General features: G+C 66.4%; 9 protein-coding genes. 5 read left to right on the top strand and 4 right to left on the bottom strand.

The window, feature by feature from the left end; genetic code table 11:
- Positions 1-263 precede the first annotated feature (263 nt).
- Complete coding sequence (locus ACK28C_RS05335) at positions 264-611, top strand: hypothetical protein (RefSeq protein WP_015556814.1); 348 nt, start codon at positions 264-266, stop codon at positions 609-611.
- Between the two features lie 635 nt (positions 612-1,246).
- Here ACK28C_RS05335 and ACK28C_RS05330 read toward each other — a convergent pair.
- The 4 genes from ACK28C_RS05330 to proB form a co-directional block, all read right to left on the bottom strand.
- Positions 1,247-2,149 (bottom strand): Rpn family recombination-promoting nuclease/putative transposase, encoded by a 903-nt coding sequence (locus tag ACK28C_RS05330; protein ID WP_208873506.1) that lies wholly within the window; start codon positions 2,147-2,149, stop codon positions 1,247-1,249.
- 190 nt (positions 2,150-2,339) lie between these two features.
- Complete coding sequence (locus ACK28C_RS05325; RefSeq protein WP_409152565.1) at positions 2,340-4,859, bottom strand: Synerg-CTERM sorting domain-containing protein; 2,520 nt, start codon at positions 4,857-4,859, stop codon at positions 2,340-2,342.
- Positions 4,860-6,300: 1,441 nt separating this feature from the next.
- Complete coding sequence (locus ACK28C_RS05320; protein ID WP_409152564.1) at positions 6,301-7,380, bottom strand: hypothetical protein; 1,080 nt, start codon at positions 7,378-7,380, stop codon at positions 6,301-6,303.
- Between the two features lie 408 nt (positions 7,381-7,788).
- Positions 7,789-8,904 (bottom strand): glutamate 5-kinase, encoded by a 1,116-nt coding sequence (proB, locus tag ACK28C_RS05315; protein WP_409152563.1) that lies wholly within the window; start codon positions 8,902-8,904, stop codon positions 7,789-7,791.
- Positions 8,905-9,067: 163 nt separating this feature from the next.
- Here proB and ACK28C_RS05310 point away from each other — a divergent pair, with 163 nt between their 5' ends.
- The 4 genes from ACK28C_RS05310 to ACK28C_RS05295 are packed head-to-tail and all read left to right on the top strand — an operon-like array spanning position 9,068 to position 16,378.
- Positions 9,068-9,619 (top strand): isochorismatase family protein, encoded by a 552-nt coding sequence (locus ACK28C_RS05310; RefSeq protein WP_409152562.1) that lies wholly within the window; start codon positions 9,068-9,070, stop codon positions 9,617-9,619.
- Positions 9,620-9,630: 11 nt separating this feature from the next.
- On the top strand, positions 9,631-10,533 hold the full coding sequence (locus tag ACK28C_RS05305) for a tetratricopeptide repeat protein (protein ID WP_015556811.1): 903 nt from the start codon (positions 9,631-9,633) through the stop codon (positions 10,531-10,533).
- Positions 10,514-12,208, top strand: a complete 1,695-nt coding sequence (locus ACK28C_RS05300) for an ArnT family glycosyltransferase (RefSeq protein WP_409152561.1) — start codon at positions 10,514-10,516, stop codon at positions 12,206-12,208. Before ACK28C_RS05305 ends, ACK28C_RS05300 begins: the two co-directional genes overlap by 20 nt.
- Positions 12,209-12,238: 30 nt before the next feature.
- Complete coding sequence (locus ACK28C_RS05295; protein WP_409152560.1) at positions 12,239-16,378, top strand: DEAD/DEAH box helicase; 4,140 nt, start codon at positions 12,239-12,241, stop codon at positions 16,376-16,378.
- The last annotated feature ends 14 nt before the right edge of the window (positions 16,379-16,392 follow it).

The following is a 16,392-nucleotide window of genomic DNA, read 5'->3' as shown; positions in this document are numbered from 1 at the left end:
CGATGGATTGGGAACTTGGAACTGCGGGCAGGGTGATCAGGGGGGATTAAAGGACAGGGGAGCCCGACGAAATGCAGCCCGTGCATCCTCCGTCGACGCGTCAGCTGAAACCGCCCATTGAGCTCCCCTCCTCCGGCTTGAAATGCAGCCTCATTATAGCAGAAGGAGCCTGCGGCACGCGGCGCGCCTCTGGGGGAACATCGATCCGCCTCCCGTCGAGTATAATGTCGGTGAAGGCAGCACAAGCCGAAAGGGACGATAGCATGCCCGGACTGAGGGGAATCGACAACATCAAGAAGGCGATGGAGCGGCGGGAGAGGGAGCGCGACGAGAGCCTGAAGCTCGCCCTCGAGGCCGAGAGGGATGAGGCAGTGGGGACGCCTCAGGTTGCGGAAGAGGGGGCGCGAGACGACATCGAGCGCCGCATCGCCGAGCGGCTGGCCGACCAGAGGAGGGCCGCCGAGGAGCGCGCGGCGGCGTGGAGGGCCGGGGCGACGGCTGGAGCGTTCTCCGCGAGCCGCTTCATCGCGGCCGCTGCGCCCCGCAAGCCGGCGGAACCCGCCGCCCCGAACCCTGCCCCTGAGGGGCAGCCCCCCTTTCAGGGGGGCTAAAACAACCGGGGGCCTAAAACGCGCCTCTTCTTTTCGCCTCCCCTGGAAGGGGAGGTGGTCCGAAGGACCGGAGGGATTTGCTTTTCACGCTCAAAAACAACCCCTCAGTTCCCCCCTTCGGGGCTCACCAGTTCCCCTTCCAGGAGAGCCTAATAAACTGGGGGCTAAAACGCGCCTCTTCTTTTTGCCTCCCCTGAAAGGGGAGGTGCCGCCAAGGGCGGCGGAGGGGTTCGGCCAGACGACCGGCCTCACGCAAGCCGATCTTTCGGGAGGATTGCGGCGGCCGGTCGGTCGGCTGTGCCGAAGCAAGGCAATGGATTGCCTTGTGGAGGCGTTGGCGGGGAATGTCAGACAGGCGCGTCTTATGAAAAACACTCGCCGCCCCTACCCCCCTGTGGGGCTCGCCAGCCCCCCTTTCAGGGGGGCCCAAAAGCGCGCCTCTTCTTTTTGCCTCCCCTGGAAGGGGAGGTGGTCCGAAGGACCGGAGGGGTCGTTTCTTGCGCCCAACAACCCCTCCCCTTCGGGGAGCCTTTCGGCTACCGTTCACTACCGCTCACGGGCCGTCAGTCCCAGCCCCTGCGGGACCGCCCCCCCTTCAGGGGGGCTAAAACAACTGGGGGCCAACGATCAAACGATCAGTTGTCCATCTCTCTTCGCAGCGCCTCCACCTCGCCGAGGGACAGCCCGGTGAAGTCGGCCACCTGATCCAGCGGGACACCCCGCATCAGCATCCGCCGAGCCGTGGAGGCGATACCTCTGGCCTCGCCCAAGGCAACGCCTCTGGCCTCACCCAATGCAACGCCTCTGGCCTCACCCAATGCAACGCCTCTGGCCTCAACCTTGTCCAAAACGCTCAACATCGTGACGTCCTCCCCCTTCCTGAACTCGTTCTGCGTATCCTCAAACCGATGGTCCTGCGTCAGCGCGGATAGGAGCTTCAGCACCGCATCCACGTGCTCGATCGTCTGACGCGGGGGCACGTAGTCCCCGTCCCGCCCCATCTGCACAAAGTAGTCTGCTACGATCCTGAAGTCGCTCCGAAACTGCCCCACCTGCTCCGCCGTCAGGCGCGGAACCTCAAAGACGTTGACCCGGTAGTCGTTCACGAACGGCCTCAGCCCCTCAGCCACCGAGACCCTCTCGAACAGCGTCCGCGGCCCTGTCCAGGGCGCTTCTCCAAAGTAGAGGACCAGCGTCACCACCGGGTACAGCCCTCTGCCTGCAGACAACTGGCCCCGGTAGTCCGCCCCCTCGTACCCCAGCACCCGAAGCACCATGTCTCGGTCCACCTTGGTCTGGTTCTCGAACCCGATCAGGGAGATCACAGCGCCCTTGGAAACCCACAGCTTGGAAACGTCCCGTTCCTGTTCGTGGAGCTTCCCGTCCGCCTTGTAGAGCGTGCGGGACCGCGCATCCTGAAGGTCCTCCGGCCTCACCCGCCGCTCCCCATTGAAGAGCAGCACGTTCACGATGTCCGCAAAGACGTCGTTGTACCCCTCCAGGTGCTTCTCCGTCATGTCCCGCTCCGCCATCCACATTCCCCTTCCTTCAACGTATCCAACTCCCCGGCCTCATTATAGCAAAAGGGCCGCCACGTCAAAACCACAGGCTGTGGAGCGCTTCCTTCAGTAAACGTAAAAAAGCGGAAGGGCCGGAGCCCTTCCGCTTTCGTTCGTCTTCTGCCTGTGTCTGCCGGCGCCTAACCGATGGAGCTGTTAAACGACCGGACTAGTTCTTCCTGCGAAGGAGGAACGCCGCACCAGCCACCAGTGCCAGAGCGCCGAAGCCCGCGTCGCAGCCGCCGCCGGAGCTCTTCTTCTCAGGCTCAGGCGTCGCTCCGGCCTTCTTGACCATGACGGACTTCTTCTGGGAGAGCTCCTTAGTGGGATCGCTCGCCAGCTTGCCCTTGATCTCAAGGGTCATCGTACCTTCAGCCGCGGGGGCGTTGACCTCAAGCTTGTTGCCCTTGACCTGAGCGGTCACGTCCTTGCCATCCAGCATCCAAACGATATCCTTGACATCGCCAGCCGCCAGCTTCTTGTCGTTGAGGTACCAGTCGCCGAGCGTGAAGGTCACGGTCTTGCCGGGCTCCACCGTGGCGGGGGCGTTGATCTCCGGGCCATCCGGCTTCTTATCAGGCGTCGGAGCCGGCGTGCCAGGGTTCACCGGGTCGGTGACGTTCTCGCCAACCTCAACGAGGATCGTGTAGCTGTTCTGGTCCACGTGAGCCACGGCGTTCTTCACGATGTCGGACGTCGTGGTCCAGGTGATGCGGACCTTCGCGTAGTCCTCGTAGGTGAGGCCGGGCGTGTACTCGCGCAGGTAGTGCAGGTTATTCCAATTCCTCGCGTCGGTCGAGAAGACCAGCTTGACCCAGCCCTGCTTGATCGTGCCGCCGGTCAACTGAGAGGGATCCAGCTGGATATTCAAGCGGCGATCCTTGTTCTGAGCGCCAGCACCAAGCGCGGAGTAGTCGATGTGGTGCGCATGGAAGACCGCGGGCTTGCCCATCGCGTCGGCACGGGACGCAGCGATATCGCTGTCGCGCAGCACCAGGCGGATGCGGCTGTCGTCGGTAACCTTCAGGTCCATATAGGGGCTGAAGTCATTGACGTCCTTGGCCAGGGAGAGGACTGCCGTCGGGTAGACGTAGACGTTCATGAAGGGGTTCACGTTCGTCGCAACCTGCGTCGCGGTCGGCGTCGGGAAGTTGTTCAGCTGCCACACGCCGCGCTCCACGTCCACGCGGGTCGGGTTGCGCAACACGCCCTCGACGCGGTACACGGCGTCCGCCGAGTTCGCATCGCCAAACACCACCGTCGCCGTGTCGGTCCAGCTGCCGGGAAGAGGCGTCGTCAGAGGCGTCGTCGCCGGGAAGGGATCGCCTCCAGCGTTGTTGAGGTACCCCTCAGCCAGGGTCACGCCCACAGGGTTGATGCGGAAGGTGTTCGCCGCCCCCGTGCCCATGTTGTTGAGGGTGATGTCCTTAAAGGACAGGGTCTCCCCCTGCTCCACAGCCACAGCGCCACCCACCTGACCCAGGGTCACGTTCTCCAGCTTGAAGGTCTTGTTCGCTGCAAAGGTGCCCAAGTTAGCCGTCGTAAATCCGCGATCGGGAAGGCCGTTGCCGCCCGTTGCGCCGATCGTCACCTGGCCGCCGCCGATGGACTTGGCACCCATGATCTCTAACACGCCGTTAGCCACCAGGGTGGTACCCGCATCAAAGATCTTGTTCTCGGCGTTGTTGATGAAGAAGATAGCCTGACCGTTGTTTGCGATCCCCGGGTTTGTAGGATCGTTGGTCGGGCGGGCCGCAGCGAGGACGGAATCCAGAACCAGGTCAAACTTGCCCTCGAGCAGGCCGTCCGCCTTGGAATCCTTCTGGTCCAGCGTCACCGCGATCTGCGGGTTGTAGTTGGTGCTCGCCAGCGTGTACTCGTCCACGTGGAAGGTGGCGTCCTTGGCGACGTTGAAGTCGCTGAAGAACTGGCTGCGGTTCACCATGACCTTGGCGTCGTTCTGGATGAACAGCGGGTTGTAAAGAGCGGCAACAGCCTGACCAAGATAGGACGCGGGGTCGTAGGGATTGGCCATCGCAGAAGCCGAGCCCTGGAACGCCGTCCACACCTTGCCCAGAGAGCCGCGGAAGTGGTCGTTGCGGACAGAGGCATTTCCGCCATCGACCTGGAGCACGCCGCCCTCGACGACCGTTCCACCCTGGTGGTGCGCTCCGTCAACCGCCCTGTAACCCGTGATTCCCGCCCACACACCCGGCAGGGCAACTAAGCCCTCCCCCGCCGCGGCAAGGCTGGCGGTGTCACCATTGATGAACAACGATCCCTTGCCCTGCTTGATCAGGCGGACGAACTCGGTCGCAGCAGCGTCCGTGGCCGTGATAAAGGTGTCGTTAGCAGCACCTGCGCCGGAATTCGGCATAGGAGCTCCACCATTATAGTTACGCTGATCGAGACCATGATGGAGCGAAAGCCCCTGCAGCTTCGAGGACACCGCATCGGCATTGACCTTGACGTAGCGCAGGTCAGTGGCAGCGCCGCCGTCGGCAGTATTGAGCATCAGGAAGAACGGCTGGAACGTAGGATTATTGTCGGGATCGTTCACACCCAGCTGCAGTTTGTCCACTTCTTCCACCTGGAACACGGGCGCCCGTGCCTCGGTGCGGCTGCCCACCACGCCGACCCAGCGCTGGCCCAAGGCGTTGTTGTTGGTCACGCCCAAGGTACCGCCCATCTGGACCGTACCGCCGTGGTAGATGGTCCGATTTGCCCCGGCAGGGTTATCGCCGTTCGACGCCTTGATGACGACCTTGCCCCTGTTGCCGTTGTTGACAAGGACCTGGACCTTCCGAGCAGCAACAGACTCCTGAAAAGTCTGATTGCCCGTAGCGCGAGGTGCGAGGGTCACCGTATTTCCCTCATCCGCGTTCAGCTGCAGGATCTGTAAAAAGTTAGGGCTACCCGCTCCGTTAGTCCCCACACTGCCCAGCTGAGTTCCGTTGCCGCTGATGGTGTTGTACGCATTGGCACCGGCAGCCGCCGTCGTGATGTTGTTCACATCGTTGCCCGACAGCACGTGATCCGGCAAAACTGCCCAGGCCACTCCGGCCGCCAGCGCCAGAGTCAGCGCCAGCAGACCAAACAGTTTCAGTTTCTTATTCAACCGAAATTCCTCCTCTCAAAATCCGAATCCCAGGGGCAGGTGCAACGCCCCGAGGATCCAAACCACAAAGCGCGCGTCCGTTTTTTTCAAACGGACAAATTTAAATCCTGATCTTGCCTGTTATCCTTCCCTAGTTGCGATAACATGCCGCGGCCCGAGGGCCGCACCGCCCACGCCGCCTTCCTTACAGGCGACGGAGCGTAAGCGCAGAGGGCCGTTTCCAGCCCGCAAAGCCAAAGAACGCCAGCGCCGACAAACACTCCTTTCTGGCAGAGACTTCGCCCCCACGGCGTTTGGTTCGTCGCACGGACGCGGCCGCCGGGGACGTTTTTGTGGTTCGGCAGAAGACAAAGCGACGCCGATCGAGAGGCCGCGCCTTTGGTATAGAATTATACACGCAACACCGCGGCAAATGCAAGACCTAAGGACCTTTTTTTGCAGAAAACCGCAAATCCGTTCCGGAAGCGTGCGGGGAACGTGGGCGGAGCGAAAAATAACCCCTCCGGTCCTTCGGACCACCTCCCCTTTCAGGGGAGGCAAGGCAAAGACAGGGCGCGCTTTTTAGGCTCCCCTGCAAGGGGAGGCAAAGCATGTTTTTCGGCCCCCGGTTTGATTTGGCCCCCCTGCAAGGGGGGCTGTCCCGCAGGGACTGGGGGGTGTCTGGGGAGGCAAACTTACGCAGTAGTTTTCACTGAAAACATCTGTCTGACATCTCCCGCCAACGCCGAAAGACGACAATAAATTGTCCACTGGTCGTCTGGCCGAGCTGCGGAAGTCCCCCGGACTTCCTTCGCCCTCAGCCGACCGACACGACGCCGACCGCCTGTCGGCGTCCGTAAGTCGTGTCGTCTGGCTGAGCTGCGGAAGTCCCCCGGACTTCCTTCGCCCTCAGCCGACCGACACGACGCCGACCGCCTGTCGGCGTCCGTAAGTCGTGTCGTCTGGCTGAACCCCTCCGCCTCACTACGTTCGGCACCTCCCCTTTCAGGGGAGGCAAAGCAGGAGGCCGGCATCACCTCCCGCCGAGTCCCCCCTGCAGGGCGCGGACTTCCTCCGGCGTCATCCCCACCGCACCGGCGATCTGCTCCGGCGTCAGGAGGCCCGACGCGCAGAGCTGACGCACAACCTCCGAACGGCCCAGATCGCGGCCCTCATCCCTCACGTGAACCAGAACGCTCTCCATCTTCGCCCGCTCCTCCGCGCGGCCCAGCTCACGGCCCTCGGCACGGCCCTCGGCCCGTTCCTCGCGCCTCAGCCTCTCCGAGTACAGCTCCAGAACCCGTCCGCCCATAACCTCGTGAACCTCCCTTCGTATCCTGCTCTCAGTCCCAAGCATGTGGTCCACCACCCTCAGAATCAGCTCCATCAGGTCCGCTCGAGGAAGCTCCTCGTCCCCGTCCCGCACCAGCCCCCTCAGGATCGCCTCAAACTCTCGGCGAAGCTCCGCAAGACGCCCCTCGTCCTCCTCGATCCGACGGAACTGCTTCTCGTAGCGCATGACGTAGTACGGCAGAAAAAACAAAAGCCGCTTCTCAAATATCTCCTCCCGCGTGTACTCCTGCACCTTCACCACCGGCGTCCTGTACCAGAACGACCCCCCATCCGGCAGGTTCACCTTCACCTTGAGCTCCTCAGGAGAGGTCCGACCGTGGCGCAGGTACAGCACGCAGGAGTGCGGAAAACTCATCTCGTAGCTCCCACCAGCCCTCAGCGCCCCGTCCAGCGCAATGCGAAAGTCGTACTCGATCATCCGCACCGCCATCGTCCCGTCCGCCGTGCTCTGGCACTCCACGTGGTACGTCCGGTCCCGAACCTGCAGCACGGAGTCCGTCACCGTCCTCCCGCCCGGCCCAATCTGCTCGTTGCGGAACTGCTCCATGCGCTCGTCCGGCCCATAGTCCGTCCCGAACACCTCGTTCAGCACCGCCGGCACAAGACGCGGCAGCTTCTGGAGCATCGTTCGAAACACGTCGTCAAAGATCGTCCCGCCGCCAGGCTCCCCAGCCGAACGTCCCTCCGGCTCCTCCGTCCCCATCGTCCTCCCTCGCCTCCACTCCTTCAGCTGCACTTCTCCGACTGCATTATAACCCAACAGCACACCATGCAAAAAGGGCGGAAAGGCTACGCCCCTCCGCCCGGAACGTTCAATAACATATATCCTGCCTCCCCTGAGGGAAGGTGGCCCAAAGGACCGGAGGGCAGCCAGACGACACGGCTTACGGACGCCGACAGGCGACCGGCGTCGTGTCGGTCGGCTGTGCCGAAGCAAGGCAATGGATTGCCTTGTAGAGGCGTTGGCGGGGAATGTCAGACAGGCACGTCTTATGAAAAACACTCGCCGCCTCCCCTTCGGGGAGCCTTCCGGCTGCCGTTCGCCCTCGCTCACAGGCCGTCAGTCCCACCCCTTGCGGGGCCAAAACAACCCCTCAGCTCCTGCGGGGCAGCTCCCCTTCCGGGGAGCCTAATAAACCAGGGGCCTGAAAACGCGCCAATCCTGCCCCTACACCAGCGCCATGTTGTTGCGGTGTACGAGCTCCTCGAAGTCGCAGGCCCCCAGGACGCCCGCGATCTCGTCCGACCGGCGGCCCAGGATGCGCCGCGCGTCGTCCGAGGCGTAGCTGCTGATGCCCCGCGCGACCTCCCGGCCCTCCGCGCTGCGGATGGAGACGACGCTGCCGGCGGGGAAATCCCCCTCCACGCGGAGGACGCCGGCGGGCAGGAGGCTTCCGCCCTGGTGGAGGATGGCGCGCTCCGCCCCGCCGTCCACCGTCACCGTCCCGGCGGGGGCGCTGCCGACGGCCAGCCACTGGCGCCGCGCGGAGTAGCCCTCCCGGTGGGGGACGAAGCACGTCCCCAGGTCCTCGCCGTCCGCGATGCGGCGCAGGACGTCCGGCTCGTCGCTCGAGGCGATGACCATGGGGATGCCGCCCGCCATGGCGATGCGCGCGGCCCCCAGCTTCGTGGCCATGCCGCCGCTCGACATGCTGCTGCCCCGCGTCGTGGAGTTGGCCTCGATCTCCGGCGTGATGACGCTGACCTCGCGGATGAGGCGCGCGTTCGGGTTACGCCGGGGGTCGGCGTCGTAGAGCCCCGCGATGTCCGACAGGATGATCAGGAGGTCCGCGTCCGCGTTGCAGGCCACCATGGCCGACAGGCGGTCGTTGTCGCCGAACTTGAGCTCCTCGACGGCCACGGTGTCGTTCTCGTTGACGATGGGGATGACGCCGTACTCCATCAGGGCGAAGAGCGCGTTGCGGGAGTTGTGGTAGCGCTCCGGGTTCGAGAAGCAGTCCCGCGTCAGGAGGAGCTGGGCGACGCTCTGGGAGTACTCGCTGAAGAACTTCTCGTACATCTGCATGAGGATCCCCTGCCCCACGGCGGCCATGGCCTGCTTCTGGGGCAGGCTTTCGGGCATCCGGCCCAGCTTCCCAACCCCCGCGCCCACGGCGCCCGACGTCGTGAGGATGACGCTGCGCCCGGAGTTGTGCAGGTCCGAGACCTCGCGCACGAGCCGCTCCATTTTTCCGATGTTGATGCGTCCGGTCGGGTACGTGATGGAGCTGGTCCCGACCTTGACGACGATGCGCTTTGAGCCGCGCAGGCTTCCCCGATCCACGTCCTCTGTCCCCTTTCGGGCCGGGGCCCCCGCGTTTTGCGTATGTCGGCCCCTGCTCCTTCATATGGGGCTTATTGTATAATGAAAATCAGTAAAGTAAAAAGGTCCTGAACGGCGAATTTTCTCGTTCGGAAGCTCTTTGCAGGATAGGGAGTGGTCTTACATGCACACGCTCGTTAGCGCTCAATCGTCGTTCTTCCTGATGGTGGACCTTCAGGAGCGGCTTCTGCCGGCCATCTCGAACGGAGAGGCCGTCGTCCGGAGCTCCGCAAAGCTCCTGACCGCGGCACGGGAGCTCTCGGTCCCCCTCGTGGTGACGGAGCAGTACCCCAGGGGCATCGGCCCCACGGTGCCGCAGCTCGCGGAGCTGATCCCCGCGGGGACCCCCAACCTGACGAAGACCTCCTTCTCCTGCTGCGGCGCGGCGGGGTTCGACGCCGTGGTGACCGCGCTGGGTCGAAACACGGCGGTGATCTTCGGCATCGAGACCCACATCTGCGTCCTCGCGACGGCCATGGACCTCGTGGGCCGGGGGGTGAAGGTCGTCCTGGCCGCGGACGCCTGCGGGAGCCGCGAGGGGACGAACCACGAGCTGGCGCTGGCCGCGGTCAGGAGCTTCGGCGCCCTCGTGGTGCCGGCGGAGACGGTGATCTATCAGATGATGGGCGAGGCCGGAACGCCGCACTTCAAGGCGCTCCTCCCCATCCTCAAGTGAGGCGCAGTGCGATGAGGACCCTGCGTCGCCTCCCCGCGCTCTGCCTGGCGGCCCTGACACTGGCGGCCATTCCGGCCCCGGCCAGCTACGAGGAGGGGCTTGCGTTTCAGGCCAGCGGGGACGTTCAGGAGGCCTACGCCCAGTGGATGCTCACGTCCGGGGACCCGCGCAGCATGGCCGCCGTCGCGGGGCTCTTCGAGCGCGGCGACGGCGTCAGCCGGGACCTGGACCAGGCCGCGGAGTGGTACCGACGCGCGGCGGAGAAGGGCAACTGCCGCGCCATGGCGCAGCTGGCGAACTTCTCCCTGTACGGGTTGGGCGGCGAGACCCGGAGCCCCATGGAGTGGCGCACGGAGCTGGAGAAGGTGCGGGGAAAGGACCCCTACGCGGACTACATGCTGGCCTACTTCTACGCCAACGGACACGGCGGCGGCCGCCGCCTGGAGGACGCCCTGGCGCTCCTGGAGCCCCTGGCGGGCTCCAACTACGCGCCTTTCGTGACGCTCTACCACCAGGTGGCCCGCCGCATCGAGGACCAGAAGGACGGCGTGCTGGACGCGGAGTTCCTGACGGGGGAGATCGCGAAGGGCGAAGTCTCCTTCGACCTCCACTGGCGGGACAAGCGCCTCGTCGTCAGCGGCTACGTCAACTCCATCAAGCGCCTGCGGGACTACGGCTACGTGCTGAAGCTCACCGGCCCAAACCTCTCCGTGGTGCCCAGGGACAACCTCCTGGCGGTGTTCTACGCGCCCCTGGTGACGGACCCGCTGACCCGCCTCCGGGGGGGAGACTATGTGAAGATCGACGGGGTCTACGTGGGCCGACACCCCTTTGAGCTGGAGCCCAGTGCCCTGACGCTCTTTGGCTGCAACCTGCTTCAGGTGACCTCCAACGATGCCGATGTCCCGCGCTGAGATGCCCCTCGCGGGAGAGGGCGCCCCGGAACCCCGGCGTCCCGTCCCGGACGAGGCACGCCCCGGCCGCCGGAGGAACCTCCTGATCTTCCTGACGATCCTGGCTTACCTGTACTTTCGCGGCATCGGGGACCACGGGCTGCTGGACCCCCTGGAGGGCGTGAACGCCTCCGTGGGGCTCACCATGGCCACCCACGGCGACCTCCTGCACCCCGGCGTGGGGGAGGCCCCCTACGCCGGGCGCGCCATGGGGACCTGGTGGCTCTACGCGCTGGCCCTGAAGGCCTTTGGATGGGAGGAGTTCGCCGTGCGCTTCTGGCCCGCCGCGGCGGGACTGGGCATGGCGCTGGCCGCCGCCCTGGCGTCGCGGGGCCGGGGGGCGTGGATCGCCGCCGCGGTCTCCGCCAGCATGGTCATGGGCTTCACCGTGTCCCACCTGGCCTCCTCCCACGCGCTCTACGCCTGCTGCACCGCCATGTCCATGGCCGCCTTCGTCCGCCTTCAGCGCGGAGAGGGGCGCCGCTGGGCGCTTTTGGCCCACGCGGGCGCCCTGGCCGCTCTCGTCGTGCAGGGGCCGGAGGGCCTTCTCCTGCCCTGGGTGGTCCCGATCCTCCACTCGATGCTGACGAGCCGCTTCGGCCCCCTGGCCCTGTGCTGGAGGCACTGGCCCGCCGCCCTGATCTCGCTGGCGGGCGTTTCGGGCTACGTCGCCCTGCTGGCGGCGCAAAACCCCATGATCCTGACCCTGATGCTCTACGAGGCACCTCCCCTGCTCCGGCCGGGGGGGATGCTGAGCCTGCTCTTCATCCTGGTGAGCGTGGTCCCCTGGCCGGGCCTCGTGGTCCGCGCCGTGACGGGCGCCGTGCCCCGCAGCCTGGAGTCCCTGCAGGGGGAGGAGCCCACCCCCCGTTTCTTCCTGGTGCTCTGGGCCTTTGTCTTCGCCTTCTTCGCCGTCATGATGGGGGACTACCTGTCGATGGCCGCCGCCGTGCCCCCCCTCGCCGCGCTGGTGGGGGACTCGCTCGACGAGTGGATCGCGGAGGGGCGCGTGGGGGAGGTGCAGCGCGCTGTGGCCCTGAACATCGTCATCATCGTGCCCCTGGCGGTGCTGGGCCTGCCGCTGGCCCTCCGCGCCATACCTGGCCTGGACAGCGCCATGCTCTCGCTGGTGCCGTGGCTCTCCTTCGTCGCGCTCTGCGTCGCCGCCGGCTGGTACTACGCCAGGACGCGGCAGCTCCTGAAGTTCGCCCGCAACGTCAGCGCCGCCGCCCTGCTGTGCCTCATGCCCCTGACGGGGGTCTTCGACCTGCTGGCGGAGGACGGCGCGATCCGGGACGTGGGGCTGGCCCTGCGGGGCTCCGTGCAGCGCGGGGACGTCATCGTGCAGTACGCGGTGAATCGTCCCTCCATGTACTTCTACACCCTGCGGAACTACGCCATGGTGAACGCTCCACTCGTGCCGGGCCTGACGCGGCAGCGGGGAGCAAGCCTGTCCGACACGGCGCTGCACCTCCTGTGGGAGGATTATGGCCGCGCGTTCCTGATGATCCCCCGGAACCAGCAACTCTCGGCGCCGCTTCCCGGGGAGGTCAACGCCCTGATGGAGGACGACGGCATGGTCGTCCTGAGCAACCGCTCCGCCCCTCTCGGGGCGGGATCGCTCAGCGCCCGCTGAGCGCCGTCCGTTGAAGAAGGGGGAAGGGTCGTGCTCTTTGACGAGAAAAAGCGGACGTCGCTCCTGAAAAAGTACGAGGCGGAGAGCGAGGACCGACGGAGGCTGTGCCGCCTCCTGGCCGTGATCTCCCTGTTCGTCACCGCGCGGGAGATCGTGGACACGATGAACAGGGTGGACTTCAACCCGGCCGAAAGAACCCGCCGCTGGAAGGTGAAGGACATCGTCCCCGTTCTGGACGCGCTGAATCGATCGGGGCTGGTGCGGTTCAAGGCGGCCTGGGGCAGGGCGCGCTATGCGCTGGACCACCTGCTGATCGGCCCCCTCTGGCGCGAGGCGACGCTGAACGGGGAGTGGGAAACCCTTGACCGGGCCGTTGAGGAGGTCCTGAAGCTGCAGACCACAGCCCTCCTTCCGGGGACGTTCGACGACGAGGCGGAGTGCGTCAGGGCCCTGCGGTGGAGCTCAATGCCGGGGAACGACGAGACCCTGGTCAAGGTCTGGTCCAAAATGCTGGACTCGGAAAGCCGGCCGGGGTCCCTGAACCCGGACTACGCCGTCATCGAGGCCTTTGCCAATCCCGTGGACGAGCGGGCTCTCGATGCCCTCCCCCCGTCCGTCGCGAGCCTCGTCTTCCCCGCCCTGCTCTTCCTGACGCTGACCGACGCCGAGGCCTACCGCCGCTCCGCGTCCGCGCTCTTTCACTACGTGGCCCACCGGGGCGGGGACTGCCCTCAGCCGCTGAGGCTGCTGTACGCCGAGCGCCTGATCCTGCACGGGCGCCTGAAGGAGGCGCGGGCCTTCCTGGACGGGGTGGAGGATGCCTCCTGCGCCTGCCTGTCGGCGCTCCTGGCCCTGTCGGAGGAGGGGGACGAACGGAAGGCTCTGGACCTGATGGAGGCGGGGCTCGACGAGCTGCGGCGCCGGGGCGTACGGCGGCCTTTCTTCGCCTCCTGGGCGGGGATGTTCTACCCCATCCTGCTCATGAAGGCGGGGAGCGGCGACGCGAAGATCAAGGGCTACCTGACGGGCGTGAAGGCCTGGGGGACGTCGGAGTCCATGAAGTCCCTGCTTCCCCTGCTGAAGGCCCTCCTGAAGCTGCCGGGGAAGCGGGAGAACCTCTCCACACACTTCAACCTGGGCGAGGACGGGCTGGCGATCTTTCCGGGGCTTCTCCTGGCGCATTGGCTGGGCCTGGACTCGAAGGAAGCCGCGCCCTCCATCCTGAAGCTGGCGGATTTCCTGGAGGAGACGGGGCTGACCTTCGTCAGCTCAGAGCTTCGGGCGGTGTGGGGGGACGAGGCGCAGCGGCGGGCCGTGCCGCACCCCCTGAGCGGCATCCTGGCGACTGGAAGCGAGTGGGACCGCCTGCTGGACGCCCTGGAGCACATCGGCGGGCGCAGCGCCCCTGCCGACGCGAAGGGGGAAGACCGCCGCATCCTCTGGGAGGTGGGCTGGTGGGCCCACGGCGATCAGGACAGGGAAGTCGAGGTCCGCAGCCTCGTCCCCATCGAGCAGAGCCGACGCAAGAACGGCTGGAGCAAGGGGCGCCGCATCGCCCTAAAGCGCCTCTCGGAGACGGGGGACTCCATCGCCGGCGTCACGGAGCAGGACCTGCGCGCCGCGCGGGCCATCATCCGAATGGATGGGTACTACGGGGTGGAGTACCGCATCGACATCGAGCAGGCGCTGCTGGCCCTCGCGGGGCACCCCCTTCTGGTCAGGGAGGACAGGGCGGAACGCGTGGAGGTCCTGGAGGTGGAGCCCGTCCTCACCGTCCGTCAGGAGAAGGGGGGATGCAGGCTGCAACTCACGCCCTACCCCTCCTTTGGCGCGGCCTTTCGCGTGGTGCTGGACGGGCCGAACCGCCTTGCGGTGACGCGCTTCGCGCGGGAGCACCTCAGGATGGCGAGCCTCATGGGCGAGGACGGGGTCGTGCTGCCGGACCCGATGCGGGGGAGGCTCATGGAGACCCTCGAGAAGCTGCCTCCGTCCATCGTCGTCCACTCGGACGTCGAGGGCGTGGGCAGCCGGGCGGAGACGGTGCGGGCGGATGGCCGGATCTGCGTCCAGCTCCAGCCGAACGGGGACGGCCTGGAGGTGGAGGCCGTCGTGCGCCCGCTGGGGCCCTCCGGGGCGTCCTGCCGCCCCGGGGCCGGCGGGACGACGTTCTTCGGCTCCCTGGACGGGCGCCGCGTGCAGGCCCTGCGGGACCTGCCGGGTGAGGCGGAGGCACTGGCCGCCTTCCTCAGGGCCTGCCCCGCCCTGTCCCAGGGAGAGGAGACGCGGGAGGCCCACTGGCTCCTCATGGACCCCGCCCTGGCGCTGGAGTTCCTGAGCCAGGTGGACGAGTTGGGCGACGCCGTCACGACGGAGTGGCCGCACGGGCAGAGTATGAAGCTCGTGGGACGCTCCGTGGAGGGCGGCAGCTTCAAGGCCTCCCTCCGGCGCTCTCAGGACTGGTTCGCCCTGTCGGGCGAGGTCCAGGTTGACGAGGGGATGGTCTTGAAGATGGGGAGGCTCATCGAGGGGCTTCAGGAGGGCTACGGCCGCTTCGTGAACCTGGGGAACGGGGAGTTCCTGCCCCTGGCGGAGGACTTTAAGCGTCGGCTGGAGGCCCTGGTGAAGCTGGGCGACATGCGGGGCGAGGAGGTGCGGCTTCCGCCCCTGGCGGCGGGGCTTGCCGAGGAGCTCCTGGATGGGGCCGGTCAGGTGGACGCGGACCCGGAGTGGCGGGCCGACTGTCGGCGCGTCGAGGAGGCGCAGAAACTCGTGCCCAAGGTGCCCGCCACGCTGCGGGGCGAGCTTCGGGACTATCAGCAGGAGGGCTTTCGCTGGCTTATGCGCCTGGCCCACTGGGGCGCCGGGGCCTGTCTGGCGGACGACATGGGCCTGGGCAAGACGATCCAGACGCTGGCCATGCTGGTGGCGCGCGGTCCGGAGGGCCCCTCCCTCGTGGTGGCCCCGACCTCCGTCTGCCCCAACTGGGCGGACGAGGCCCGGCGCTTCGCGCCGACCCTGAACGTGAAGGAGCTGAAGCAGGCCGGCCGCGACGAGGTCCTGGCGGGCCTGGTCCCCATGGACCTCCTGGTCCTGAGCTACGGCCTCCTTCAGAGCGAGCGGGCCCGCCTGTCGAAGGTCCCGTGGAACGTCGTCGTGCTGGACGAGGCTCAGGCCATCAAGAACACGGGGGCCAAGCGCTCCCTGGCCGCGATGAAGCTCAACGGCCGATTCCGCGTGGCCACGACGGGGACGCCCATCGAGAACCAGCTGAGCGAGCTGTGGAACATCTTTCGCTTCCTGAACCCGGGCTACCTTGGGTCGGCGGAGAGCTTCAGCCGCCGCTTCGCCGTGCCCATCGAGCGGGACGGGGACCGGGTGGCCCGGCAGCAGCTCCGGCGCATGATCCGCCCCTTCATCCTGCGGCGCACCAAGGACGAGGTCCTGAGCGAGCTGCCAGAGAAGACGGAGATCACCCTGACGGTGGACCTGAACGAGAAGGAATGGAGCTTCTACGAGGCGCTGAGGCGGAAGACGCTCGAGGATTTCGCGGCGGGGCCGGGGCCTGCGGAGAAGATTCACGTCTTTGCGGCGCTGATGAAGCTCAGGCGCGCCTGCTGCAACGTGGTCCTGGCGGGCAGCCCTGCGGAGATGCCCTCGGCGAAGTTGGAGGCCTTCGCGGACCTGCTGGGCGAGGTGCGCGGCGGCGGGCACAAGGCTCTGGTCTTCAGCCAGTTCGTCGATCACCTGGCCATCCTGAAGGACTGGCTGACGGAGCGGGGAATCCCCTTCCAGTACCTCGACGGCTCGACGCCCCCGGAGGAACGGAGGCGGCGCGTGGCGGCCTTCCAGGCGGGAGAGGGCGACTGCTTCCTCATCAGCCTGAGGGCCGGCGGGACGGGCCTGAACCTGACGGCGGCGGACTGCGTCATCCACATGGACCCCTGGTGGAACCCCGCCGTGGAGGAACAGGCCTCCGACCGCGCCCACCGCATCGGACAGACCCGACCCGTGACGGTGTACCGCATCGTGGCCCGCGGCACCATAGAAGAAAAGATCGTGGCGCTGCACGCCTGGAAGCGCGACCTGGCCGACGGGCTCCTGGAGGACAGCGGCCGCGCCGTGAAGCTCTCCGCGGAGGAGCTGCTGAACCTCATCCGTGACCCGGCCTGAGGACGCCCAACCAG

The sequence above is a fragment of the Fretibacterium fastidiosum genome (assembly GCF_964642095.1).
GTDB classification, from domain to species: Bacteria; Synergistota; Synergistia; order Synergistales; family Aminobacteriaceae; genus Fretibacterium; species Fretibacterium fastidiosum.
This window is presented reverse-complemented; position numbering and strand designations above follow the sequence as displayed.